Origin of the sequence: Borreliella carolinensis (assembly GCF_032595855.2) — a bacterium.
GTDB lineage: Bacteria > Spirochaetota > Spirochaetia > Borreliales > Borreliaceae > Borreliella > Borreliella carolinensis.
Genome location: NZ_CP132453.1, coordinates 120,500 through 146,094, shown reverse-complemented (window position 1 = coordinate 146,094; position 25,595 = coordinate 120,500). Strand labels below are relative to the sequence as shown.

At 28.7% G+C, this 25,595-nt stretch carries 21 protein-coding genes; 18 read left to right on the top strand and 3 right to left on the bottom strand.

Annotated elements, in window-relative coordinates; translation table 11 throughout:
* Positions 1–3 precede the first annotated feature (3 nt).
* The gene (locus QIA46_RS00710) at positions 4–903 is read left to right on the top strand and encodes an ABC transporter permease (RefSeq protein ID WP_014023401.1); all 900 of its coding nucleotides are present in this window, start codon (positions 4–6) and stop codon (positions 901–903) included.
* Between the two features lie 68 nt (positions 904–971).
* The gene (locus QIA46_RS00705) at positions 972–1,847 is read left to right on the top strand and encodes a glycine betaine ABC transporter substrate-binding protein (protein WP_317268095.1); all 876 of its coding nucleotides are present in this window, start codon (positions 972–974) and stop codon (positions 1,845–1,847) included.
* Here the strand turns inward: QIA46_RS00705 and yidD are convergent.
* The gene (gene yidD / locus QIA46_RS00700; protein WP_317268094.1) at positions 1,836–2,126 is read right to left on the bottom strand and encodes a membrane protein insertion efficiency factor YidD; all 291 of its coding nucleotides are present in this window, start codon (positions 2,124–2,126) and stop codon (positions 1,836–1,838) included. The two genes, QIA46_RS00705 and yidD, sit on opposite strands and share 12 nt — an antisense overlap.
* Before the next feature lie 127 nt (positions 2,127–2,253).
* Here yidD and QIA46_RS00695 point away from each other — a divergent pair, with 127 nt between their 5' ends.
* The 5 genes from QIA46_RS00695 to QIA46_RS00675 all read left to right on the top strand — a co-directional run bounded on the left by QIA46_RS00695 (position 2,254) and on the right by QIA46_RS00675 (position 10,337).
* On the top strand, positions 2,254–3,489 hold the full coding sequence (locus QIA46_RS00695) for a TolC family protein (RefSeq protein ID WP_317268093.1): 1,236 nt from the start codon (positions 2,254–2,256) through the stop codon (positions 3,487–3,489).
* A gap of 11 nt (positions 3,490–3,500) precedes the next feature.
* Positions 3,501–4,448 carry an efflux RND transporter periplasmic adaptor subunit gene (locus QIA46_RS00690; protein WP_317268092.1) on the top strand — a complete coding sequence of 316 codons (948 nt, stop codon included), beginning with the start codon at positions 3,501–3,503 and terminating at the stop codon, positions 4,446–4,448.
* Positions 4,449–4,466: 18 nt separating this feature from the next.
* On the top strand, positions 4,467–7,679 hold the full coding sequence (locus QIA46_RS00685) for an efflux RND transporter permease subunit (RefSeq protein WP_317268091.1): 3,213 nt from the start codon (positions 4,467–4,469) through the stop codon (positions 7,677–7,679).
* A 1-nt stretch (position 7,680) separates the two neighbouring features.
* The gene (locus tag QIA46_RS00680) at positions 7,681–7,989 is read left to right on the top strand and encodes a PG0541 family transporter-associated protein (RefSeq protein WP_317260037.1); all 309 of its coding nucleotides are present in this window, start codon (positions 7,681–7,683) and stop codon (positions 7,987–7,989) included.
* A gap of 455 nt (positions 7,990–8,444) precedes the next feature.
* Complete coding sequence (locus tag QIA46_RS00675) at positions 8,445–10,337, top strand: long-chain fatty acid--CoA ligase (RefSeq protein ID WP_301341326.1); 1,893 nt, start codon at positions 8,445–8,447, stop codon at positions 10,335–10,337.
* 9 nt (positions 10,338–10,346) lie between these two features.
* Here the strand turns inward: QIA46_RS00675 and QIA46_RS00670 are convergent, their stop codons facing one another.
* Entirely contained in the window at positions 10,347–12,236 is a 1,890-nt protein-coding gene (locus QIA46_RS00670) for a penicillin-binding protein (RefSeq protein ID WP_317268090.1), read from the bottom strand.
* Positions 12,237–12,368: 132 nt separating this feature from the next.
* Here QIA46_RS00670 and hisS point away from each other — a divergent pair, with 132 nt between their 5' ends.
* Entirely contained in the window at positions 12,369–13,739 is a 1,371-nt protein-coding gene (hisS, locus tag QIA46_RS00665; protein WP_301341324.1) for a histidine--tRNA ligase, read from the top strand.
* Positions 13,740–13,785: 46 nt separating this feature from the next.
* On the opposite strand, the gene QIA46_RS00660 is transcribed toward hisS, so the two are convergent.
* Positions 13,786–14,913: a tetratricopeptide repeat protein gene (locus QIA46_RS00660; protein ID WP_317268558.1), complete on the bottom strand. Its 1,128-nt coding sequence runs from the start codon at positions 14,911–14,913 to the stop codon at positions 13,786–13,788.
* Positions 14,914–15,099: 186 nt separating this feature from the next.
* On the opposite strand from QIA46_RS00660, the gene QIA46_RS00655 reads away from it, so the two are divergent.
* Genes QIA46_RS00655 through QIA46_RS00610 form a run of 10 tightly spaced genes read left to right on the top strand, consistent with a single transcriptional unit; the run spans position 15,100 to position 25,408 of the window.
* Positions 15,100–16,044 (top strand): tetratricopeptide repeat protein, encoded by a 945-nt coding sequence (locus QIA46_RS00655; protein ID WP_317268089.1) that lies wholly within the window; start codon positions 15,100–15,102, stop codon positions 16,042–16,044.
* A 37-nt stretch (positions 16,045–16,081) separates the two neighbouring features.
* Positions 16,082–18,787 carry a transcription elongation factor GreA gene (greA, locus tag QIA46_RS00650; RefSeq protein WP_317268088.1) on the top strand — a complete coding sequence of 902 codons (2,706 nt, stop codon included), beginning with the start codon at positions 16,082–16,084 and terminating at the stop codon, positions 18,785–18,787.
* Positions 18,788–18,800: 13 nt separating this feature from the next.
* Entirely contained in the window at positions 18,801–19,898 is a 1,098-nt protein-coding gene (recA, locus tag QIA46_RS00645; protein WP_317268087.1) for a recombinase RecA, read from the top strand.
* 14 nt (positions 19,899–19,912) lie between these two features.
* On the top strand, positions 19,913–20,677 hold the full coding sequence (locus tag QIA46_RS00640) for a hypothetical protein (RefSeq protein ID WP_317268086.1): 765 nt from the start codon (positions 19,913–19,915) through the stop codon (positions 20,675–20,677).
* Positions 20,664–21,413: a pseudouridine synthase gene (locus QIA46_RS00635; protein ID WP_317268085.1), complete on the top strand. Its 750-nt coding sequence runs from the start codon at positions 20,664–20,666 to the stop codon at positions 21,411–21,413. The genes QIA46_RS00640 and QIA46_RS00635 overlap by 14 nt, the downstream gene beginning before the upstream one ends.
* Positions 21,397–22,062: a (d)CMP kinase gene (cmk, locus tag QIA46_RS00630; RefSeq protein ID WP_317268084.1), complete on the top strand. Its 666-nt coding sequence runs from the start codon at positions 21,397–21,399 to the stop codon at positions 22,060–22,062. The genes QIA46_RS00635 and cmk overlap by 17 nt, the downstream gene beginning before the upstream one ends.
* A gap of 2 nt (positions 22,063–22,064) precedes the next feature.
* A complete protein-coding gene (locus QIA46_RS00625; RefSeq protein WP_317268083.1) occupies positions 22,065–23,720 on the top strand; it encodes a 30S ribosomal protein S1 in 1,656 nt (551 codons plus the stop codon).
* The gene (locus QIA46_RS00620; RefSeq protein WP_317268082.1) at positions 23,720–24,331 is read left to right on the top strand and encodes a hypothetical protein; all 612 of its coding nucleotides are present in this window, start codon (positions 23,720–23,722) and stop codon (positions 24,329–24,331) included. Before QIA46_RS00625 ends, QIA46_RS00620 begins: the two co-directional genes overlap by 1 nt.
* A gap of 57 nt (positions 24,332–24,388) precedes the next feature.
* Positions 24,389–25,111 (top strand): hypothetical protein, encoded by a 723-nt coding sequence (locus tag QIA46_RS00615; RefSeq protein WP_317268081.1) that lies wholly within the window; start codon positions 24,389–24,391, stop codon positions 25,109–25,111.
* Between the two features lie 18 nt (positions 25,112–25,129).
* Entirely contained in the window at positions 25,130–25,408 is a 279-nt protein-coding gene (locus QIA46_RS00610) for a hypothetical protein (RefSeq protein ID WP_317268080.1), read from the top strand.
* The last annotated feature ends 187 nt before the right edge of the window (positions 25,409–25,595 follow it).

The window sequence follows — 25,595 nt, the reverse complement described above, 5'->3', positions numbered from 1 at the left end:
TTTATGAATAAAGATTTTTTTATATTAAAAATAGATAATTTTTTTGATTTTTTGGTTGATAATTTTTCAATTTCTGATGGGGTAGGTTTTTCTAAAAGTATAATTTTTTTATATGAAAATTTGAAAAATTTATTTCTTTTCGTTAATCCACTTATTTTTATTTTGACTGTATGTTTGCTAAGTTTTGTTTTCTTGAAAAAGAGATTAATATTTTTAATTTTACCCGGATTCTTTTTTATTTTGTATTTTAATCTTTGGGAAGCTTCAATGGATACAATAGCTATTATATTTGTCTCGGTATTAGTTTCTGTTATTTTGGGAATTCCCATAGGTATTTTGGGGGGATATTTCCCAAAGTTTTATGTTTTTTTAAAACCCATTCTAGATTTAATGCAAGCCATGCCCCCTTTTATTTACTTGATTCCCGCTATTCCTTTTTTTGGAATGGGTACAGCTTCTGCTATTTTTGCTACAATAGTTTTTGCTATGCCTCCTGTTATTAGATATACAAGGCTGGGAATTGTTCAAGTTTCAGATGAAGTAATAGAGGCAGCCAAGTCCTTTGGTAGTAGTAATTTGCGCATTCTTTTTCAAGTTCAGCTTCCTCTTTCTCTTCAGAGTATAATTGAAGGTATTAATCAGTCAATAATGATGGCTATATCTATGATAGTAATTGCTGCAATGGTTGGATCTTCTGGTTTGGGCAGGACTGTAATTTACTCTATAGAAAGATTAAATTTTGGTGAGGGTTTAATATCTGGATTAGCAGTTGTTATTATAGCTATTATTTTAGATAGGATTATGCAATCTATTTTTATTAAATTTAGCTATTTGAATACAGATCATTATAGTGGAAAGAGAGAAAATAAATTTAAAAGATTTTTAGAAATATATAATAAATAATGGAGATTATTTTATGTATAGATTGTTTATTGGGTTTTGGAAATTGGTTGATGAAATGGAGATTTTTTATGTCTAGATTGTTCATTATCTTTTGCGTTTTTCTTACTTTTTTGTCTTGTGATGAAAAAAAGAGTTCAAAGAATTTGAAATCGGTAAAAATTGGATATGTGAATTGGGGTGGAGAAACAGCAGCTACAAATGTATTGAAGGTTGTTTTTGAAAAAATGGGCTATAATGCAGAAATATTTTCAGTTACTACATCTATAATGTATCAATACTTAGCATCTGGAAAGGTAGATGGTACGGTATCTTCTTGGGTTCCTACGGCCGATAAATTTTATTACGAAAAACTGAAAACAAAGTTTGTTGATCTTGGTGCAAATTATGAAGGAACCATTCAGGGTTTTGTAGTGCCAAGTTATGTTCCAATTTCTAGCATTAGCGAGCTTAAGGGTAAAGGTGCTAAGTTTAAAAACAAAATGATTGGCATAGATGCTGGTGCAGGAACTCAAATTGTTACAGAGCAAGCACTTGATTATTATGGATTAAGTAAAGAATATGAGCTGGTTCCTTCAAGCGAGAGTGTTATGCTTGCAAGTTTAGATTCTTCAATAAAGAGAAACGAGTGGGTTTTAGTTCCTTTGTGGAAGCCCCATTGGGCTTTTTCTAGGTATGATATTAAATTTCTTGATGATCCCGATTTAATTATGGGGGGGATTGAGAGCGTGCATACTCTTGTTAGGCTTGGTCTTGGAAATGATGATTTTGATGCATATTATGTTTTTGACCATTTTTATTGGAGTGATGATTTAATATTGCCTTTAATGGATAGAAATGATAAAGAGCCGGGCAAAGAGTATCGCAATGCAGTTGAATTTGTTGAAAAGAATAAAGAAGTTGTAAAGACGTGGGTTCCAGAAAAATATAAGACTTTATTTGATTAATCTTTTTTTAAATTCTTTTAAAGATTTTGAAATAGGGGTGTATTTAGGAATAAAATCGTTTCCCCCTTTGAATAATGCGTTACATCTTATTATTCTTAATGTCATTAATGTTAAGGCTATTAAAAAGTTATATTTTTTAAGGCATTCAATTGAATATTTTGAGCAAGTGGGTTTGTATATGCATTGTAGCCCAAATATTTTAGATAAAGTATTTTGGTAAATTTTTATTAAAAAAATAAGAGTATAATTTAAGATAAATAAAATTTTAAAAATGTTCATACTTAGAATTGTATTATATTATAATAATTAATCAAATGAATTGAAAATATTAATTAAGTTTTATAACTTTAGAGTTTTGATTTTTATTATAAGGGGGTTTCAAATTAAAAAATTTTTTTTAATTTTTATGACCGTCTCTTTTTCTTTTGCTGAAATTATTCAAATATCACCCAAACAAGCTGTAAATATGGCCTTAGAAAATAGTTTGGATTCAGAAAATGCTCTGTATAAAGAAAATATAAAAAAACTTTATAAAAATAATGCGTGGAATGTTTTTGTTCCAAATGTTAACCTTAGCTCTACACTTAGTAGAAATTCTTCTGCTTTGAGTGAGCTTGAGAGAGATTATTGGGGGTTTGGGTTTGGGTTTGGGATTAATCTTTCTTTGTCTCCTTCTGTTTTAAAGAGAATGCAATTAGTTATGTTGGAGTATGAAAGCGCAAAAATAGAAAAAGAAAGCGCTGTTCGCAATATTAAGCTAAATGTTCTTAAGTCTTACAATCAATTGATAGCTTTAAAGGGCACTTTAAAAGTTTTTGAAAGTCAAATACAAAATAGTAAACTTAAATTTGAACAAGCTAAAATTGCTTATAATAATGGACTAATATCAGAAATAGATTTTCTTGATGCGCAGCTTAAGTATAAAAAATCTCAACCAGATTTGGATGGTCAGATTATTAATTTTGAAAAATCAAAAGAAATTTTCAAATTATTAATAGGATTAGATCCGGATCAAGATTTTGAAATTATTGGAGAATTGCCAGATGAGACAATAGATTTTTCTTTATTTAATGAAGAATTAAATTTTAATGAATCATTAGAGATTAAGGATTTGAATATAAGATTAAAAATGACAGAACAGCTTATTGGTTCGCTTTGGCTGGATACTTATTTGCCAAGCCTTTCTTTGTCATTTTCTTATTCTCCTTATAAATCATTTCATGAAAATTCTAAAGGTTTTTCAACTGGATTTTTAGCATCCTTTAGTTTAAATTATGGGTTAACTGAAATGTTTCCATTTTCAAAGAGTTTTACAAAAATACAAGATAACAACTATCAGCTAAAAATACTACAAAACAATCTTGAAGGTAAAATTAGGAATTTAAAATCTAATATTGTTCAAAAAAGAAAGGATATTAGAAGATATAAAGCGATTCTTGATGCTTCTAAAATTAATGTAGAATTAGCGAATAAAAATTATCAAATGGCATTTAATGCTTTTAATTCTGGGGTCATGGATCTTTCTAAATTGAATGATATTGAGCTTGCTTATAAACAGAGCGATTTGAAGTTCATTGAAGATAAATTAAATTATGCCAATTCTATACTTGAATATAAAAATTTAATAAATTCATTAGACTAAGAGGTATTTTGATGAATTTGATTTTTAATATTAACTTTTATTTAAAAAAGTATTTTTTAGTTTTATTCTTAGTCTTAGTTGCTTGTTCGGGCAAGAACAAGCAAGGCGACACCAATAAGGAGAAAGAAGGTCCTTATAGATTTCCAGTAATTGCTATGAAGGTTAAAAGGGGAATCTTGAGTGATTATTTGTCTTTAAATGGAGATGTAGATACAAAAGTTAAAGCAGGCATTTTTCCAGACGCTGTGGGCAAAATAACTTCTTTGGGAATAAAACTTGGAGTTTATGTTCAAAAGGGACAAATAGTTGCAACTCTTGATCCTTCAAGGCCTGGTTCTGTATATTTAAAAAGTCCTGTAAGAGCGCCAATCTCAGGATATATTTTAAATATTACAAAAAAAATTGGTGAAACAGTTAATCCTCAGTCCAACATAGCAGTGGTAGGAAGGATAGATACAAAGCAAATTTTAACTTATGTTTCTGAGAAATACATTTCAAATATTAAAGTTGGAAATGATGCTATTATTGGGGTTGGAGCTTATCCTAATGAAAAGTTTAAGGCCAAGGTTTCAGAAATATCTCCTATTTTAGATTCTAAGAGCCGAACTATCGAAGTATATCTTACGCCTATTGGTAACAATTTAGATAAACTGATTATTGGTATGTTTTCTAAAATCAAACTTATTACTAAACGTTTTAGAAATATAATTAAGATTCCAAGAGAGGCTGTTGTTGAGAGAGAGGGCAATAAATTTGTATTTAAGCTTGATTTAGAGAGTAAAAGTGTTCAAATGTTACCCATTAAGACGCTTTTTGAAATAGATAACATTGTAGCTCTTTCGGGCGAGGTTGAAGAGGGTGATTTAATTGTAGTAGAAGGTATGTCTGCTCTTTCTAATGGAACTCTAATAAATTTGGTAGATACCAAAGAGGGTCTTTCAGCTGAAAGCAATATTTAATTTATTGGGGGATGTGTTATGTTGGTAAAGAGAATAGTTAGCAAGCCAATAACAATGTTGATTTTATTTTCATTGTTAATGATGATAAGTTTATATACTTTTTCAAGATTAAAGGTAGATCTTTTGCCAGGGATTGATATTCCCCAAATAAGTATTCATACTGTTTATCCCGGTGCTTCTCCTAAAGAAGTTGAAGAGAGTGTTTCTAGAGTTCTTGAGAGTGGCTTGAGTTCGGTAAAGAATTTGAAAAATATATATAGCATTTCTTCTAAAGAAAGTAGCACCGTTACACTTGAATTTTATCATGGAACCGATTTAGATTTGGTTTTAAATGAAATTCGAGATGCTCTTGAATTGGTAAAGTCTTTACTGCCCAGTAAATCACAAACCCCTAAAATTTTGAGGTACAATCTTAAAAATATTCCTGTAATGGAAATTGTTATTAATTCTGTAAGGCCAGTTTCTGAGCTTAAAAGATATGCTGATGAGATCATCAAACCCGGGCTTGAAAGGCTTGATGGAGTTGCGATTGTTACTGTTAATGGCGGGAGTAAAAAGCGCGTTTTAATTGAAGTTTCTCAAAACAGATTAGAGTCTTATGGGCTTTCTTTGTCAAGAATATCTTCAATTATAGCATCTCAAAATTTGGAACTTTCAGCCGGTAATATATTGGAAAATAACTTAGAATATTTGGTTGAAGTTTCTGGAAAATTTAAATCAATTGAAGAGATAGGCAATGTGGTTATAGCTTATAAGATGCCCGACATTTCTTCTGGCATAAATTCATCTCCTATTGAGATAAAACTCAAAGATATTGCTAATATTAAAACTGATTTTGAAGATTTGTCAGAATATGTTGAGTATAATGGATTGCCTTCAATTTCTTTGTCGGTTCAAAAACGTAGTGATGCCAATTCTATTGCTGTTTCTAATGTTGTTATGAGTGAAATAGAAAAATTGAAATTATCTATGCCTAAAGATATGAGATTAGAAATTGCTTCTGATAGTACTAATTTTATTAAAGCGTCCATTTCAACGGTTGTAAATTCAGCCTATTTTGGGGCCATGCTTGCGATATTTGTTATTTTCTTTTTTTTAAGAAGCTTCAGGGCCACAATAATTATTGGAATTTCTATTCCAATAGCAATTGTTTTGACCTTTTGTTTAATGTATTTTGTAAATATTTCCCTTAATATTATGAGTCTTGCAGGTCTTGCGCTTGGGATTGGGATGGTTGTTGACTGTTCAATTGTTGTAATAGACAACATATACAAATATAGGCAAAAAGGAGCAAAGCTTATTTCATCTTCCATTCTTGGAGCCCAAGAAATGATGCTGCCTATTACATCCTCAACTTTTACTTCTATTTGTGTTTTTGGGCCATTTCTTATTTTCAAATCAGAACTTGGAGTATATGGAGATTTTTTTAAAGACTTTTCATTTACAATTGTTATTTCCTTGGGGGTTTCTCTTTTAGTTGCGATTTTTTTGGTTCCTGTTTTAGCAAGCCATTATGTAGGTTTGTACACAAGTTTTCAAAAAAATATTAAAAATGCTTTTATTAGGAAAATCGATGTTTTTTTTGCTAGTATTTATTATTTTTTAGAATTTTTGTATATCAATTTATTAAATATAGTTTTAAATCACAAATTGATTTTTGGGTTAATTATATTTTTTAGTTTTATTGGTAGTTTGCTTTTAGGATTATTGCTAGATGTGACAACTTTTGCTAGAGGTAAAGAGAACTCAATTATTATTAATTTAAATTTTCCTCATAAAACTAATTTGGAATATGCAAAATTTTATTCTAATAGATTTTTAGAAATTGTAAAAAGTGAGGCTAAAGGATATAAAAGCATTATTGCTACTTTACATGCTGATAGAATAACTTTCAATGTATTGTTTCCTCTTAAGGAAGAATCAAGAGATGAGTTAACCCAAAGCATAGATTACGATGCTATTAAATATAAAATTATGAATCGTATTGGAAATCTTTATCCCGAATTTAATATTGAGCCTTCCAGTGGTGGTGCTTTAGGCGGTGGAGATTCGATTAAAATTAAAATTTCGGCCAATGATTTCGAATATATAAAAGATTATGGAAAAGTTTTAGTTTCTATGTTAAAAAAGGAAATTCCTGAACTTGTAAATCCAAGACTTAGTATAAATGATTTTCAACTCCAAATTGGCGTTGAGATAGACAGAGCCTTAGCTTATAATTATGGCATTGATATGAATACCATTTTAAATGAGTTAAAGGCTAATATTAATGGTGTTGTTGCTGGGCAATATGTAGAGAATGGACTTAATTATGATATTGTTCTTAAGCTTGATAGAATGGATGTAAAAAATTTAAAAGATTTAGAAAAAATATTTATTACAAATTCATCTGGGGTTAAAATTCCTTTTTCATCAATAGCCATCTTTGAAAAAACCAATAAAGCCGAATCTATTTACAGAGAAAATCAAGCTTTAACTGTTTATCTTAATGCAGGTATTTCTCCAGATGATAATTTAACCCAAGTAACTGCAAAGGTTGTAGATTTTATTAATAATAAGGTGCCTCATAAAGAAGGCATAGTGCTTAAGGTTGAGGGGGAATATAATGAATTTTCAAATATTATGGATCAGTTTAAAATAATCATTATGATGGCTATTATTGTTGTGTTTGGCATTATGGCTTCTCAATTTGAATCTTTTTTAAAACCCTTTATTATTATTTTTACAATTCCTTTAACAGCAATAGGGGTTGTACTTATACATTTTCTTGCAGGAGAAAAACTTTCTATTTTTGCTGCAATTGGTATGCTTATGCTTGTTGGTGTTGTGGTAAATACGGGAATTGTTCTTGTAGACTATACTGGTTTATTGATAAAGAGAGGATTTGGCCTAAGAGAAGCAATTATTGAATCTTGTCGTTCAAGGCTTAGACCAGTTTTAATGTCTTCTTTAACCTCAATAATAGGGCTTATTCCAATGGCATTTTCTAGTGGAAGTGGAAATGAGCTTTTAAAGCCAATTGCATTTACTTTTATTGGCGGAATGACAGCCAGCACATTTCTTACTTTGTTTTTTATTCCCATGCTTTTTGAAATTTTTTCCAACATTGTTTCAAGTTTTAAATCTAAGTTAAAAAGAGTAACGTCCAATGTAGATGTTGAAAAATCATTCAAAATTAATACTTTAGATAAAAGTAGTTATGATAATTTATTTGAAGAAGATGGGGAATGATATGACTGAATTTTATAGATATAGGATTGAAATAGTTTCTAACTTATCTTTAGAGCTTGATGTTTTTGAATGTATAGAAAAAATAGAGCAAGAGTTGGGAGAGCCTATATATTATTCTAAGATAGAAAATGTTTATGGAAAAGGTAAGAAGGGAGAAAAGCATGGTAATGGCGTTTGGCCTGAAGAAAATTTTATTTTGATTATTTATACATCCAACCAATCAATTGTTGATCGATTAAAGGATATTGTAGACGATTTAAATCGTTCTTACCCCACGGAAGGGATTAATTTTTTTGTTTTGAAAAATTAATCCTTAAGGTTAAAATTTTATTTGCTGTTTTGGGTAATAAAGAAATAGTTAATGGTTTTTTGAAGTTTTTAATACGAGAAATGGAAGTTGATAATATTTCAAAAAAACTTAAAATATTGTAAACAGGCGACTAAATTCATATTGATAGGTTTGTGAACATTTTGTTTCAAATGGATAAATATTATTTTAAAGATTTTGAAAATTATATTTTTTGTATTTATGAGAAAAAAATAAGGAAATTTCTTAGAAAAAGTGTCTGATTGTTTTAATTTTAGATTTTTAATTATTTTTTTATTAAATATTTTTTTTAAAAATTTGTTTTGACTTTTTAAGTTTTTATTTTCATTGGCTTTCTGTATGCTTTTTACAGTATGAGTCTTTATAAATAATCTTTATGAATTTATGGTTAATAATGATATAATAAACCATGTTAATTTTGTTAAAAGGAGGATTATATGTCAATAGCAAAGGCATTCTTTGAAGTGGCTGATCAGCAAAAAGATAAAATTGCTCAAATATATAAAGTTAGCAATGGATATGCCCATGTTACTTATGGCGACTTAAAAAACAATGTTTTAAAGCTTGCTTCCTTTTTAAAGTCAATCAATGTTAAGCATCAAGATAAAATATTTATTTGCTCTGAAAATAGGGCTGAGTGGACCGTGATAGATTTTGCGATTTTATCTTTAGGTGCTGTTGATATTCCAAAGGGTTCTGATGTTACTCTTTTTGAAGCCGAAATTATTTTTAACTCCGTTCTTCCAAGTGTAGTTATTTTAGAAAATTTAAATCTTCTTGACATGTTTGTTCAAATTAAATTTACAGAAAAGCCAATATTTATTATCATTGAAAATTTAAACCAAGAAGGTAGGTTGAAATATAATGATTTTGAGATTTATACTTATAGCGATTGTATTTTATTAGGAGACAACTTAAGAAAAGATTCAGAAATTATTGAGATTGCAAATAAAGTTGATTCTAATGATATGGCAACAATAATATATACTTCTGGAACAACAGGTCATCCAAAGGGGGTAATGCTCAGTCATGCCAATCTTCTTTATCAGGTTTCTAGTTTTAGTTTAATGGTTGATACGCAAGTGGGACAAATATTTATGTGCATTTTACCAATTTGGCATTCCTTTCAAAGGTCTTTCTCTTACAATATTTTCCTCAAGGGTATGGTTTGTTTGTTTTCTACCATTGTTCCAAGGGCAATGCTTGATGATATTAAAAATATTAATCCCCATTATATTGCAGCTGTTCCTAGACTTTGGATTGCAATAAGACAAAATATTTACAAAGAAGTTTCTAAAAAACCGTTTATTTCTAGAATGATTTTTCATTTTTTTGTAAAATCAGCATTTCTTAGTGATATTTGCTATAGAGTGGTAATGGGGCTTTATCCGGACAACGGGTTTAGTTTATTTTTCCCTATAAAGAAAATTTTGGGAATACTTGGATTAATCTGTTTATTTCCTTTTAAAGCTTTGGGAAATATTTTAATTTTTAATAAGATAAATAAAATCTTAGGCAATAATTTTGTTGTTGGGATTACTGGTGGCGGAAGTATGCCGTTGTCTGCTGCTAGATTTTTTAATTCGATTGGCATTGAACTTGCCAATGCTTATGGGTTGACAGAAACTTCTCCCGGAGTGGCTTCTAATAAGCATAAAAAAGTGATTATTGGGACTTGTGGTAAAATTTTGCCTGGAACTGTTGCTGAGATTAGAGATGCCGATGGGAATAAACTTAAAAAGCCTGGAAAGGGGATTTTGTTTGTAAAAGGGCCTCAAGTAATGCTTGGATATTATAAGGATAAAGAAGCAACTTGTAGGATTATTGGTCCTGATGGGTTTTTAAACACAGGCGATATTGCAAAATTATCTAAGGATAATGTTGTTCAAATTATTGGTCGGGAAAAAGATACAATTGTTTTGAATAATGGAGAAAATGTTGAGCCTGCTCCAATTGAGATTAAGCTTGAAGAATCAGCATTAATAGAAAAAGCAGTTGTTGTAGGTCAAGATCAAAAATTTTTAGGCGCTCTTATTCTTCCAAATTTTGAAGAAATAAATAAATATTTGGAAAGTGTTGGGCAAAAAATTTTTGATGCTAATAATAGACGTCAAATTATTGCAAATAATATTGTTCTTAAGGCCATAAATGATGAAATAAAAAAATTAATCAATAAAACTAATGGATTTAAGCCTTTTGAGCAGATATTAAAGTTTACTCTTTTAGAAAAACCATTTGAAGTTGGCAAAGAAATGTCGATTAAAATGGACATTAAGCGAAGCTATATTTTAAATTTTTATAAAAATGAAATTAAAAATTTATTTATTTAATTAACCCAATTATTTTAAATACAGTTCAAGCTCTGCTATATCTTCTAATTTTGTATTGGGGGATATACTTTGCTTGTAAACAAATCCGTCCCCATTTATTTTTATTTTCATAGTATTTTCATAGTATTTTAGTATGTCTATTGCTTCTCTTTTGGAAAGGTTGATGAAATTTGGCAAGTATGTTTTATTTGTATAATTAGTTGCAGTTTTAGGAATCTTGATTTTTGATGGCATTTTAATTTTTTTATATGCTATTGTATTTTGTTGGTGTTCAATAAATTCTATTATTTCTTTTGCCATTGGAGCTGCTATTCTTGTTCCGTATATTATTTTTTTTGGGTATCTGTATACAATATAAATAATATATTTTGGTTGTTCTGTGGGGTATATTGCCAATATAGAGGAAGTATAGTCTTCTTCTGAGTATTTGCCCGTTTTTCTGTCAATAGCCTGAGATGTTCCGCTTTTTGCAGAAATGTCAAGATTTTTAATTTTAAGATTTGGAATTCCGCCTTTATTTACAACCTCTCTCATCATTTTTAAAACTTTTTGTGCTGAACTTTTGGATATTACTCTTCTTATTTCTTCTTTATCAAATTCTTTAATATTTTCTCCTTTATCGTTGTTTATTTTTTTTATTATTCTAGGTTTCAACATTATTCCATTATTGCCTAGTATGCTTGCGGCTTGTAATATTTGAACCGCTGACACCCCTATTTCTTGCCCAAATCCAATTGTAGCTTTGCTTCGTCCCGACCATTTTGAATAATGATTTAAAAGTCCTTTTGTTTCTCCGGGGAATGGAAATCCAACTTTTTCTCCAAATCCAAAATCTAAAAGTTTTTTGTAAAAGTATTCATTGCTAACTTTTTCAGTAATGTAAGCTATTCCAACATTTGATGAATAAATTAAAATCTCTGTAGAATCGATATATTTATAGGGAGGATTTAATGTTTTGATTGTAATTTTTTCTCCCGATGGGAATTGTTTCTGATATATTCCATTGTCTAAAAATTTTTCTTCTAAACTTAGTTTTCCACTTTCTAATATTATTGCAACTGTAAAAATTTTATTAATGCTCCCGGGCTCATAGGTTAGAGATGAAGAAAGGTTTTTTCGTATTTCTTCAGGATATTCAGAATAAAAGTTTGCATCATATTGAGGAAATTGAACCATTGACAATATTTCTCCATTTTGAGAATTCATTACCAAAGTAATTAAACTTTCAGGATTATTTTCTTTAAAGTATTTTTTAGCTATTTTACTAACACCTTGTTGTATATCCATGTCTATTGTTAAGTAGATGTTGTTTGTTTCTAGCTCTTGATTTAAAAATTGTTGTTTGGTTTTATCTTTTCCTAATATACTATTTAGAGAAAATTCAATACCCTCAAGGCCGAGATTATCTGTTCCTACAAAACCAGTAATATTGCTTGTGGCATGCCTAAAGGGATAAATTCTTGTATAATCAGGGTATAAAGCAATATTGGAAAGTCTGCCTTCAGCTTGGATTCTTTTTATTAAATCTGATTCTTCTCTTTTTATTTTTCTTTTTATATATAAAAACCCTTTATTGGAAGAAAGCTTTTCTTTTAAAATTCTTGAGTCAATTTGGAGTATTGCCCCAAGAGTTTCAGATGTGCTTACAATATTTTCTATTTTTTGAGGATTTGTTCCGATTGAGTAGGACTTTGAAGAGAATGCTATTGGTTTGCCATTTCTATCATAAATTGTCCCTCTTTTGGCAATATCATTTGACTTTAAAGGTATTATGTTGTCTGGGCCGTTATTGAAAGCCATTAGTGTGAAATATTTGTAAATAGTTAGCAAAGTTATGCCAAAAAAGATTGTTAATATTGTTTTTATTCGATACTTGTTGTTAAGTATTCTTTTGGTCATGAATTTTGGACCTCTTAAATTATTTTATGACTATATGAAATAAAAAATTATTCATTTTTTTTTGCATCTATATTATTATATGTTATTATATTCTGAAAAAGTAAATTACTATATAGCAGAGGGTATAATATAATGGATATTAAAACTTTAAAAGGCTTTAAAGATTATTTACCGAAAGATTCTTTGATTCGAATTCATATTGTTAGGCAGATATTTAGCGTTCTTAATTCTTATAATTTTGACTTAATAGATACTCCAGTTCTTGAATATTCAGATTTGCTTTTGAAAAAGGGTGGAGAGGAAACCGAAAAGCAAATTTATAGGTTTAAAGATAATGGGGGCAGAGATGTTTCCATGCGATTTGATTTAACCGTGCCTTTTGCCAGATTTATTGCTACAAATATTTCTGCTTTAAAATTTCCTTTCAGACGTTCTCAATTTGGAAAAGTTTTCAGAGGAGAGAATTCTCAGAAAGGTAGATACAGAGAGTTTATGCAATTCGATTTTGATATAGTTGGAGAAGATAGTTTTAGGGGTGATGCTGAGATTCTTTCTGTTGTATATTATGGACTTGAAGAGATTTTTTTGAATTTTATCGAGGGTATTAATAAAAAATTTATTATTCATTATTCTCATCTTGGTATATTGAATTCTTTTTTTGAAAAATTAGGACTTAAAGAAAAATCTATTTTTATTTTAAGAAATATTGACAAAATAGACAAAATAGGAATTGACAAGGTTAAAGAAGTGTTGCTTCTTGAGATTGAAAAAGAAGCAGTAGATTCAATCTTAAGTTTAGTGGGCTTGCAAGGTACTTTTAAAGATAAAATACAAGCTTTAAAAAGTATTTTAGGCGATAATGAGTCTGTCAAGAGAGTAGAAGATGTTTTCCGGCATCTTAGTTTGTTAAAAATTCAAGATTCTTTTAACTTAAATCTTAAAATATCGCGTGGGCTTGATTATTATACAGGAATTGTTTTTGAATCTGAGGTGTTTGGCAGCAATATGGGCAGTGTTTGTAGTGGAGGAAGGTATGACAATTTGGTTTCTTCATTCTCGAACTCTATTCAAAAAATTTCAGGAGTTGGGGGATCTTTTGGTGTTGACAGAATAAAGGATATAATTGATCTTGAAAAGTTTAGTTATATTAAAATATTTGTCACTAAGGCTAGATCTAAAGTTTTGATTGTAAATTTAGACAGTGCTTTGCAAAATTATTATTATGAACTTGCTACTAGGTTTAGAAATCATGATTATTCTAAGGTTAAAAATATTTCTTGTGAAGTCTATTTTAAAAATAAAAATGGTAAAAATATTAAAGAGCAAATAGAATATGCTTTAAGCAAAGAAATAAGATTTTTAATTTTTGTTGGTCAAGAAGAATATAAAGAAAATAAAATGAAAGTAAGAGATTTAACAAAAAAAGAAGAATTGCTGCTTTCTTTTGAAGAATCAATAAATCTTATCAAATGTAATGAAAAATTACTGTGTACCCCTTTTTAATCTTAAATGTTAATTATTTTTTAAAATTTTAGCAAAAATATTAGGATCAATTCGCATTTTTATCTATTTTTCTAATTGTTATTGCATTTAAGGTAAGTTTGTTCTTTTTGTATTCTATTTGCCCAAGTATTTCAACATTGTCTTTAAAATCAATATCAATATCAAAAGTTGTTTTTGTTGGGATAATTCCTGAGAGCACATTTTTGTTGTATCCTACGTAAAAGTCAAATTGAATTATGTTATCTTTTTTTTCGATATTATTTACTACTCCTTCCCATTTTACATATACGTTTGAATATATTGATGGATCTTTTTTAATATCTTTTAGGTTTAGATGTTCATTAAAGCTAATGAAATCTGGTCTTGAGATGAAACTTGCAAGATTTTTGGCTTTTAGCTTTATTGATTCTGATGCATTTGAATTTAATATTTTATTTATTTCTACTCTTGCAAAATTATCTTTTCCCTTTTTTAAATAAATTTTGATTTTTTCGAAAGAATTTTTAATTTCGTCGCTGGTTAGTATTAATATGAATTGGCCTTCTTCATTTTTTATTTTTTCTTTGTTATTTATTTTAATGTCATCAATGTAAGCAGCAATATTGTTTAAATTTTTGTTTATTTCTGCTTTTAGATTTGCGGATGTTGTTGTTTTTTGTTCATAAAAAATAAAATAGGTTGATAACATTGAAATAAATACAATTCCCCCCATGATAATTATTATGATCAACTTTGTTGAATTTTTATCGGGTATTGCTTTAATTGTTGGAAATAATTTTTCATATAAGTTGTTATTTTTAAAAAAGGCAGAGCCTTTAATGGGATTTTTTCGAATAATTTCAAGAGACAGCTCTGATCTATCTACTTCTTGATTTTCTTCTATCATTTTAAGCCATATCTGAATAGCTTTTTCTTCTTTGCCTTGACTTACTAAAAGTATAGCAATAGCTTGTTTTATATTTGGTTCGCTTGGATTTAAAGTGTAAGCTTTTTTAAGATATGTTTGAGCATTGCCAAGGTTTCCAATACGAAGATAAGACATTCCTAAGACATAGTGATACAAATAGTAATTTTTGAATAAAAAAATTTCTTTTTCTAGGAGTTTTATTGCCTGTGAATATTTTTTTGAATTATAGTAATAAATAGACTTATTGATAATTTTATTAGGTTCCATATAGCTACTAGAATTTGACTCCACAATTTTCTTTTTAATATTATAATATAAGATTTTATTTTAAAAGAATAATAAACGAAATATTGTTATTTTGCCCTAATTTCTTGTTTGACTAAAAATTGATAAATGATATAATTAAATAAAGTGTAACGGGGGTTTGTATATATTGTTTAAAATGGTGGGGATGTGTCATCAGAAAGAATCGTTGAATTGATCAAAGAGATTTATTTAGATTTTAGAAAAGGCAATTTCAAAGAAGCTTTAATAAAATCCGAAGAGGCTCATTCTCTTGATTTTGATAATATTGAAATTCTAACAGCTTTGAAAAGTTCTGTGTATTGGAATGGTCAAGTTGAAAGCCTTGATAGAATAGGGCAAGATTATGAAAAGGCAGAATTTTTAATACGAGAGTGGAATAATTTTGCAGGACGATATTTGAAAAAGATGGGTTGTAAGTTTTTGCAAGGTCGCAATTCTATTAAATATTTTGTGTTTCAGACCTGTCTTTATATATATAAAAATATATACAAAATGCATCCAGAAAATTTGGACCTTTTAATAAAAATTGCTAAGTCTTATAAAGGCATGGGAAATTATGAGAGAGCAATTAATGTTTTTTTGCAAATATTAGGGGATTTTAAAGATAACTCAGATGTTGTTGCAGAGCTTGCTGATTCTTATGCGTTAGTTGATGAAATTAAAGAGGCTAAAGTCTTATTCAGAGAGGCTTTTTTTATTAATCCTCAAAAGATAGATATATATTCTCTTGAGTCTGATATGATTTTAAGATTGATAGATCTTATTAAGTCTGACAGAAATATTTCAGATGATCTTATAAAAGAATGGATTCCTGTTTATGGCTCTCTTAATGGTGTTTTTAATATTAAAAGAGAGTTAAGGCCTATAGAGCTTGGACAGCTAAAGCAGTCTGTTTACAGTTTGCGCAATGAACTTAAAGAAAAGTCTTATAGATCAATAAATGAAAGCATATTGCTTCCAAGGCTTATTAATAAATATTTTTGGCTTATTGATCATTATGTAAGGATAAAAGAAGATAGGGCACGTATTGATGAGATTTTGTTATACATAAAAGAAATAGACCTAGGTATTTATCAACAGTATGTAAATTAGTTGCTTGATGCTAAAAAATCGATATTAGGAGAGTTTGATGTCTAATATTACTACCATAGAGAAATTAGATAGTATTTTACAAGAAGATAAGTGGACAAGAATAGTTGTTAATAATTATTCTCTTGCCAAAATAAAAGAATTAGATGATTTAATAGACAATATAATTGATGAAGGCTTAACGGAAGATGTGCTTGATATTTGTGGCAGGCATTTAAAGGATGTTAAAAAAAGCATAGCAGGTCTTTATATTTCTGGAATGCTTATATATAGTAGGCGACCTTTAAATGATATGAATTTGCTTTCCGTTATTGATTTGTTTTCTCAAAATTTAAAATGGGCCCTTGTTGAGCATATATGCAATGAAATGCTTTTAATTTCTGAGAATAAGCACGCTCTTTATACTCTTGCAAAAATATATGCTCAAAATAATGAAAATGATAAACTTCCAAGTATTTGGACTAGAATTGTTGAAGCAGATATTGATGACACTGTGTTTGTTAGGCAGCTTGCTACTTATTATGAAACTATTGATTTGCAAAAATCAATTTTTTATTTTAGAAAAGCTATTTATCGTTTTATTGATAAAAAACAAATGTCAGGAATCAGAGAAGTATGGGCTAAACTTATTCATTATGTTTCGGACGATTTTGATTCTTTTTTGCTTATTTTACAAAAAATTGAAAAAGATCTTGGATTTAAAAAGGCTATAGTTCTTTATGAGGATTTATTTGATCATTATTCTTTGACTGATAATGTTGATGAGACAATAGAAATTTTAAAAGGTATTTTAAAGCTTGATAACAAAAATCATAAGGCAAGAGAAAATTTAGTTAAATTTTTAAGAGAAAGATATAAAGATGTTAAAAATATTGAGGATTATCTTGTAAAGTCTGATATTGAAAACTTAGATAAAAATTTTGTTGATGTATATTCAGACTTTGAAAAATATTTGTTTTTTGCAAAGGGCAATTTTGTTTATCATCAGACTTGGTCTGTTGGAATAGTAAAGGACGTAAATGACAACGGCATTACAGTTGATTTTGTTTCCAAAAGAGGTCATTTTATTGGGTTTGATATGGCGATGTCGGCTTTGTCTCCTCTTAGCAGAGAAGATATTAGAGTATTAAAGGCTGTAACACCTAAGGAGCAGCTTGCAGATAGAGTAAAAAAAGATATTGAGTGGGCTATAAAGGTTATTATAAAAAGTTATAAAGCTATTGATTTAAAGGGGATAAAAAAAGAGTTGGTTCCAAGCTTGATGACTCAAAGTTCGTGGAATTCATGGAGCTTGAAGGCAAAGCAAATTTTAAAGGACAATCCCCATTTTGTCATGGATTCTGGCAAGCTTGATTGTTATATATATAATGAGAGATCTTCCAATTTGAATGAAAAAATGTATGATAAATTCAAGATTGAGAAAGATTTTTATAAAAGATACGAGATATTTATAAACTATTGTAATGTTAAAGGAATTGTTAAGGATTTGCATATTGAAGAAGAGATGCTTAACTATTTTTTAATTTATGTTAACAATTTTACAAAGGTTGATCATCATGTTATAAGTTCTTACGTTATTCTTAAATCTTTAGGTAATTTTTCTGAAGAATTATCATCAAAAGTTAATATAGAAAAAAATGTTAATTTAGAGTCTCTTTTAAAGGAGTATTCAAAAGGAATAGTGGATCTTTTTGATTCAATTTTGAATGCAGAAATAAAAAAAGAATTGGTTGTTTTAATAAAAAAAGAACTTAGCAATTGGATTTTGTATTACAAAGAACTTTTTCCTCATTCTGTTAATAAGAGATTGATTGAATCACTTTATAAAGAAGATCCCAAAGAAGTGGAAAAATTATTTAATTATGTTATAAAAAATTATAAGGTTTATAAAGATGCTTATATTTGGATTTTGAAGCACTATAAAACTTATTCGATAGAACTGAGTTATTCAGATTCAGATCTTTTGTCTAATTTGATTAAAATTTTAACAGATAGTGTTATCAAAATTAATAATAAAAATAATTCTGTTGCAAGTAAAAGAATTTATAAAATGGTAATTAATCTTTTAGTTAAAGATGGATATCTTAAATCGGTCTTAGAAGTTGCAAGAGATGAGGAACTTGCAAAAAGAGTTTATATGACTTGTTTTTATGTAAAAGATTTCCCCCCAAAGGATCTTTTAGAGATTAAATCTATAATAAGGCAATTATTTGATTCGGTTGAGTTTGAAGATGAAAAGATGCAGCTTGCAGGCGAGAGAATGGAGATTGGATTTTTAACCATATTAAGTTCTTTGAACAAAAAGCAAAAAGAGCTTAAACATTTAAAGGAAGTTGAAATTCCAGAAAATTCAAAAGAAATTGGAAAAGCTCGTGAACTTGGCGATTTAAAAGAAAATGCTGAATATCATTCTGCTAAGGAAAAACAACAGTTTTTGACAAAAAGATTAAATTCCTTAATGTTGGAAATAGAGAATGCAAAAGTTATAGATACTAAGGATCTTCAAAGTTCTGTTGTTGGTTTTGGGACTAAGGTTATCATTTTAAATGAAGCTACAGGTAAAGATGAATCTTATTTAATACTTGGACCTTGGGAATCAAACCCCGATGAAGGCATTATTTCATATAAATCGCCTTTTGGAGAAAATTTACTTGATTCTAAAGAGGGGGATAGTCTTAATTTTGTTATAAATAATACTGATTTTAGATATTTTGTAAAGAAAATAGAACCCATAAAATTTAGCTAGGAAAAATTCAAGAATGTCAAAGTTAAAGGAAAAAAGTGAAAAAACTGTTGTTGACATAGAAAGAGCAAATAAAGAGGAAGCTGTTGAGCTTGCAAGAGCTCAAATAGAAAAAGCTTTTGGGAAGGGAAGTCTTATTAAGATGGGGGAATCTCCTGTCGGAAAAGGTATAAAGAGTATGTCAAGTGGATCTATTGTATTAGATGAGGCTCTTGGCATTGGTGGATATCCTAGAGGGCGGGTAATAGAAATTTTTGGCCCCGAGTCGTCTGGCAAAACCACTTTGACTCTTCAAGCGATTGCTGAGATTCAAAAAGAGGGCGGAATAGCTGCATTTATTGACGCTGAGCATGCTCTTGATCCTGTTTATGCAAAAGCTTTAGGAGTTAATGTTGCAGAACTTTGGCTTAGTCAGCCCGATACCGGAGAGCAGGCCCTTGAGATTGCTGAGCATTTAATCAGAAGTGGTGGTATTGATTTGATTGTAGTTGATTCTGTAGCAGCTCTAACTCCCAAATTAGAGATAGATGGAGAAATGGGGGATTCTCAGATTGGCCTTCAGGCAAGATTAATGAGCAAGGCTCTTAGAAAGATTACCGGTATACTTTCTAAATCCAACACTTGTATTATGTTTATTAATCAAATAAGGATGAGGATTGGTGTTATGTTTGGCAATCCAGAGACTACTACTGGCGGAAATGCTTTAAAATTTTATGCATCTCTTAGGCTTGAGGTTCGAAAGATAGAACAAGTAACCAGATCAGGTTCAAGTGATGATGTTATTGGTAATAAGATTAGAGTTAAGATTGTGAAGAATAAGGTTGCTCCACCTTTTCGCAAAGTAGAATTGATAATTTATTTTGGGAAAGGTATTTCAAGGGAAGCTGGTATTTTAGATTTGGCTATTAAGCATAATTTAATACAAAAAGCAGGTTCTTGGTATTCATTAGGAGATAATAAGTTGGGACAAGGAAGAGATAGTGTTATTGAGTATCTTAGTAAAGAAGTGGCACTTACAAATGATTTGGATAAGAGGCTTAGAGAAATAATTTTTAATAATTTTGATCAAAAGGATGATAACTTCATTGAATTTAAAGAAGATGAATCTGAGTAATATGGAAAATTTAAATGTCTGAATTGGATAGTTACTCTATCAGCCTTGATAATTTTACGGGCGGAATAGAGCTTTTTTTTGAATATGTTAGTATGAATAGACATATCCTTAAGACTTTGAGTTTAAATCAAATAATTGAACAATTTATAGCTGTTTCAGGTGACCTTAATATAAGCATTAGGGGATTAATCGATTTTTTTTATCTTGCTAATAATTTGTTTTATTGGAAATCTCAAATTTTATTTCCACTTAAGCTTGAATATGAAGATAAGGCTGATCGCAAAGTTCAAAAATTAATATGTTATGGCAAAAATAGAGAAAATAAAAAATTACAATTAAGTCAAACAAAGAATTTTAAATTTTATGACTCAAAAATGATTGAAAAGTTTATTTCTAGCAGTAGTAAGAATTCTGTTAAAAATATTAATGTTATTGCTAATGATAATAATAAAAGGAAAAATTTGAAGAGAAAGTCTGACGCATTAAAGAAAAAAGTTATTAATAAAAATTTTTTGTGTGATAAAAAATTTAAACCTTTTTGCAATAAATATGAATTGAAAATTTTTGAAAAAAAGATGAAAATTATTTCTATTTTAAATAAAGAGAATAGTGTAATTTTTGATTCTCTTTTAGATTTAAATGTCGATAATTATTCTTTTGAGAGATTTTCTTATTTTTTAGTATCTCTTGAGTGCAAAATGCTTAATATTGTAAATTTAGGATATTTGAATCATAAATTAGTGTTGTATCGAGGTTGTAAAATTAATGATTGCACTTAAAACCCCCAGAGTTCACGTTTTTTTAGCTGAAAAGGGAGTAGGGTCAAGAAGATTTTGCGAGGAGCTGATAAAAAAGAAGCTTGTAAGAGTTAATAACGCTATTGCTAAGCTTGGAGATAAAGTGGCTTTAGGAGACAGAATAATTTATAAAAAACAGATTTTTGTTTTTAAAGATTTTCAAAGTAATAATAAAATTTATCTAGCTCTTAACAAGCCTAAAAATTACTTATGTTCCAATTTTGATGTTAATGGAAGAAAGTTAGCAATATCTTTAGTTCAACCTTTATTTAAAGAGCGTGTGTTTTCAATTGGTAGACTTGATTTTAAAAGCTCTGGACTTTTATTATTCACCAATGATGGTAAATTTGCAAATGATATTATTCACCCAAGGCGAAAAGTTGAAAGAGAATATATTATTGAATCAAAAAAAGATATTGATGAAAATTTGCTTATTTCTTTTAAATCGGGTATAAAGGTAAAAAAAGAATTTTTTAAATTAAAATCTTATGAAATTTTAAATAAAAATTCTGCTAGATTGATTTTAGACGAAGGAAAAAATAGAGAAATAAGAAAAGTGTTTTTGAGCAAAAATATTTTTTTAAAAAAAATTCATAGAATTAGAATTGGCAATATTAATTTGGATAGTTTAAAGGAAGGCCAAGTAAAAATTGTTCCTTTGTCTAAGATAAATAGTTTGAAATCCAAGCTGGAGAAATTAAATGATAATAGCAATTGATGGGCCTTCAGCATCAGGAAAAAGCTCAATTGCAAGAGAGCTTGGTGTAAGGCTGAACTATAAATTTATCAGTTCTGGACATCTTTATAGGATAATAACTTTAATTGCTCAAAGATCTCTTATGAGTAGTAGCGATTTTATTAGTGAAGATAGTCTTTTAGATTTGATTATTGAGAATGATATAAGTTTTAATAATTCCACCTTTTTGCTTAATGGAGAGAATGTTGAAAATCAAATTTTAAACGATAAGATTGATTTTCAAGTTTCTTTTTATTCTTCTTATGTTGGAATAAGAAATATTGTAAATAAAAAATTGAGAGAGGTTGTTAAATTTAGCAATGATAATTATATAATAGAAGGTAGAGATATTACTACTGTAGTTTTTCCAGAATCTGAATTTAAAATATATCTTGATGCTTCTGTTAAAGTTCGAGCTTTGAGGCGATATAAGCAAAGAAATGGGAATGAGACTTTAGAAGAATTAAAGCACACTCTTAAAAGAAGAGATGATGTTGACAAGAAAAAGCAATATGGTAAGTTAAAATTATCAAAAGGGGTTTTTTACCTTGATACAAGCTACAAAGGATTAGACGATGTGTGTAATATTATAATAAAAAAGTTTAATTTGAAAAAAGTAAGAGAGAGGTGAGAATGGAAAATCAAAAAGATTTACAAGAAAATTATTTGAAAGTACTTGAAAGAGTAGAACTTGGAAGTCGTGTTTCTGGGACGGTTGTTAATATTATGAAGGATTATGTTCTAGTAGATATTGGTTATAAATCGGAAGGCTTTATCAAGATTGAAGAATTTGAAAATGTTCCCAAAATTGGTGATAAACTTGAAGCAATCGTTGTAAGAATGGGCGGAGAATTGGGTCTTATTTTAAGTGTTGAAAAGCTTGATTCTTTAAATTTTCAAGATAAAGTATATGAATATATTCAAAATAAAAAAGTAATTAAAGGCAAGGTGTTGGTTGAACTTCCAAATGGTTATAAGATTCAAATTAATGAAAATGTTTCTGGCTTTATGCCTTTTTATTTAAGCTCTAAGTCCAAGGATGAAAAATTAAAAAGAGGTTCTGTTGTTGAATTTTATATCCTTGAAGCAAGCGAAGCGGACGGTTTGAGACTTATTCTTGATAGACGCACTTTAGAAAAAGAAAGAGATCTCGCTAAGAGAATAGAGCTAGTAAGTTCTTACAATGAAGAAGATATTGTTGATGGTGTTGTTGAGCGTATTACAGAATATGGTGCTATTGTAAAAATTAAAAATTTTGTTACAGGAATTTTGCATAAAAGAAATATTGCCTTTAATCAAGTTGAAAATATTGAAGATTTTGTTAGAGTTGGTGATAAGCTAAAGTTGAAAATTATTAAGATAAGCCCACAAACAGGCAAAATGGAATTGTCTCTTAAGGCTTTAAAAGCAAATCCTTGGGATTCTGTAGATGTTAAATATAAAATTGATAGCATTGTAAAAGGGAAAGTTGTAAAAATTTTGCCCTTTGGGGCTGTTATTGAGCTTGACAGTGAATTGTCAGGATTTTTGCATATAAGTAATTTTTCTTGGATAAGAGTAATAAAAAGCCCTCAAGAATTAATAAAACTTGGCCAGATTGTAGAAGTTAAGGTTTTAGAGATAGATAAAGAAAATCAAAAAATATCCCTAGGCATTAAACAGATCAATGAGAATCCCTGGGAGAGATTAACTGAGAAATATCCTATTGGGAGAGTTGTTCAAGGAGTTGTTACTAATATTACAAAGGCGGGTGCCTTTGTGAATATTGAAGAAGGTATAGATGCTTATGTTAGCAAGTTTGATATTTCTTGGCTTGAAGAGATTGATCCTGAAGAATATTTCAAGATAGGTGATTTAGTTAATGGCAAAGTGCTTGAGGTTGACAGACGAAAGAGGAATGTTAGATTAGGAATTAAACAGCTAGAAGAAAGTCCTTGGGAAGATTTTTCTAAAAGCTATAAAAAAGGCGATGCTATTGAAGTTGAGATTGTAGAGAAAAAATCAAAAGGCTTTCAAGTAAGAGTTTATAATAAAATAATGGGATTTATTAGTAAAATTCAATTGGGAGATACAAAAGAATCTAGTTTAGAAACTTTCGAAAAATTAAATGTTGGAGACAAACTTAAGGTGGTAATAACAAGCATTGACTCTAAAGACAAATCGGTTCTGCTCTCTTATAGGGAGTATGAAAATCAAAGATCAAGAGAAGAGATTTCTTCTTATTTATTTAAGGGCAATGATGAGGAATCTTATAAGCCATTTGAAAATTTGCTAAAGAGGGATGAATAATGGCTAAAAATAAACTTTTATTTTTCTTTGTTGCTATTATTTTTGTGTTTATATCTGTTATTGTTGTTTTTTATAATTCTTTAGGTAAAGATTATGTAAAGAGTGGCGGAGAAATAGTAGAAAATCTTGAAAAAGATTTAAATGATTATTTAAAAGAAAATGATGCTAAAGAGAGAGAAAAAATATTTCTTAGGATAAAAGAACTTATTGCAAAGGAAAAAGAAATTTCATCTTATTTTATTTCAAGGTTTTATTTGGCCAGAGCTGTTTATTTCCAAAGCCAAGCACAGTATGATGAGGCTATTAAGGATTTAGATATTGTTATTAAGGCAAAAGGTGTTGAAAGTGAAATTGCTGTTCTTAATAAAGCTGCAGTTTATGAAAAAATGGGATTAAAAGAAGACGCTTTGTTAGTTTATGAAGATCTTATCAATAGTACTAATTTGGATTTTTTAAAGGTAAGAGCTCTTTTGAGTAAGGCAATATTGATTGAAGAAAAAGATAAAGATCTTGCTGTGAAAGTATATGAAGAGATTGTTAAGTTCCCGTATGAAAATAATTTGTATATAAATATAGCAAATAATAAAATTTTAGAACTTAAGCAAAATTAATTTGTATATTTTGGGGGAGGTTTTATAATTTTTTTTATCTTATATTTTGTATTTTGTATGGGGTTTTTTGGATGTGGTCTTGACAATATTTTAATACTTCCTTCACCAGAAAAGGTTGACAATCGAATTTCAAGAGATTCTGTAGCTTTTTTTTTACCAGCAGGTTATTTTTCCAATCAAGCAGCTGGTAAATTAAGAGGTTTTGATATATATTACAAATTTTATCCGGAAGGTGCCAATTATCACATAAGTAGTTTTCAAAAAAGCGTAGAAAAAGATTTTGAGGCCTTAAAGGGTGTTTTTGACAATGTTAGTGAATTTAATAATAGAGGATTTTATAAAATAAATTTGAGTTCTACTGTTTATTCGGGTAAACCTGTTTTTAAATTAAATAAAGAATGGGTAGATAACAAGTTGCCTTTATATTTTGAAATAAATTTTGGGGAATTAAGAAAGGATGTTCCTGGTGAGGCTTTCATTATTGTGAAAAATGGAATTACTTCTTCATCTGCTATTCTTGAGAAGAAAAACATATATAGGTCCTATATTGACAAAGGAGAATATGTGGGTTTTTCAAAATCTATTAAAAAGTCCAATTTTTCAGACAAAGAAAAAAGGCCAATTGATCTAAAACATATAAATGAGGATTTTTTTACAAAAGATATTGCCCCTAAGTATAATTTGGCAATTTTTGTTATGGGTGTGGGCAGCATTGTTGATGATGCTTATAGCGTTCTTATTAATCTTGGAGATTTGTCAGGATTTAGTTTATCTGATTAGTTATTTTTAAGAGGAAGCATGATAGTATTTTTTTCTCATTTAATTTTAACAAACATTGTTATTTCTTTTTTGGTAAGCTTTTTTGTTATGTTTTTAAACATATTGAATTTTAAGTTTTTAGTAGTTTATTTAATAAGCTTTTTAGGTGGAATTATATTTCTATTTTTTATTCCTTTTTTCTATTCTGATTATTATGAAAGGCAAATAGATTTTGTTATTTATTTATTTCCTATTTTGGGGTCAATTATTTTAATAGGTTTGATTAAATTCTCTGAAAGAAATAAGAACGATTTATAAAAGAATGATTTTTAAAAGAGTTGGATATTAACTTAGCTTTTAATATTTTTTATTAGTATAATTTGTTGATAATTTTATTAAAGGGAATGGTGTTTATTTTTAATGAGGTGGACTTATTAATTGGATTGTTTTATTATATTCTTATAAAAGAAGGGATAATTTCCGCCGTGTGTTTTCATGGTGAGTA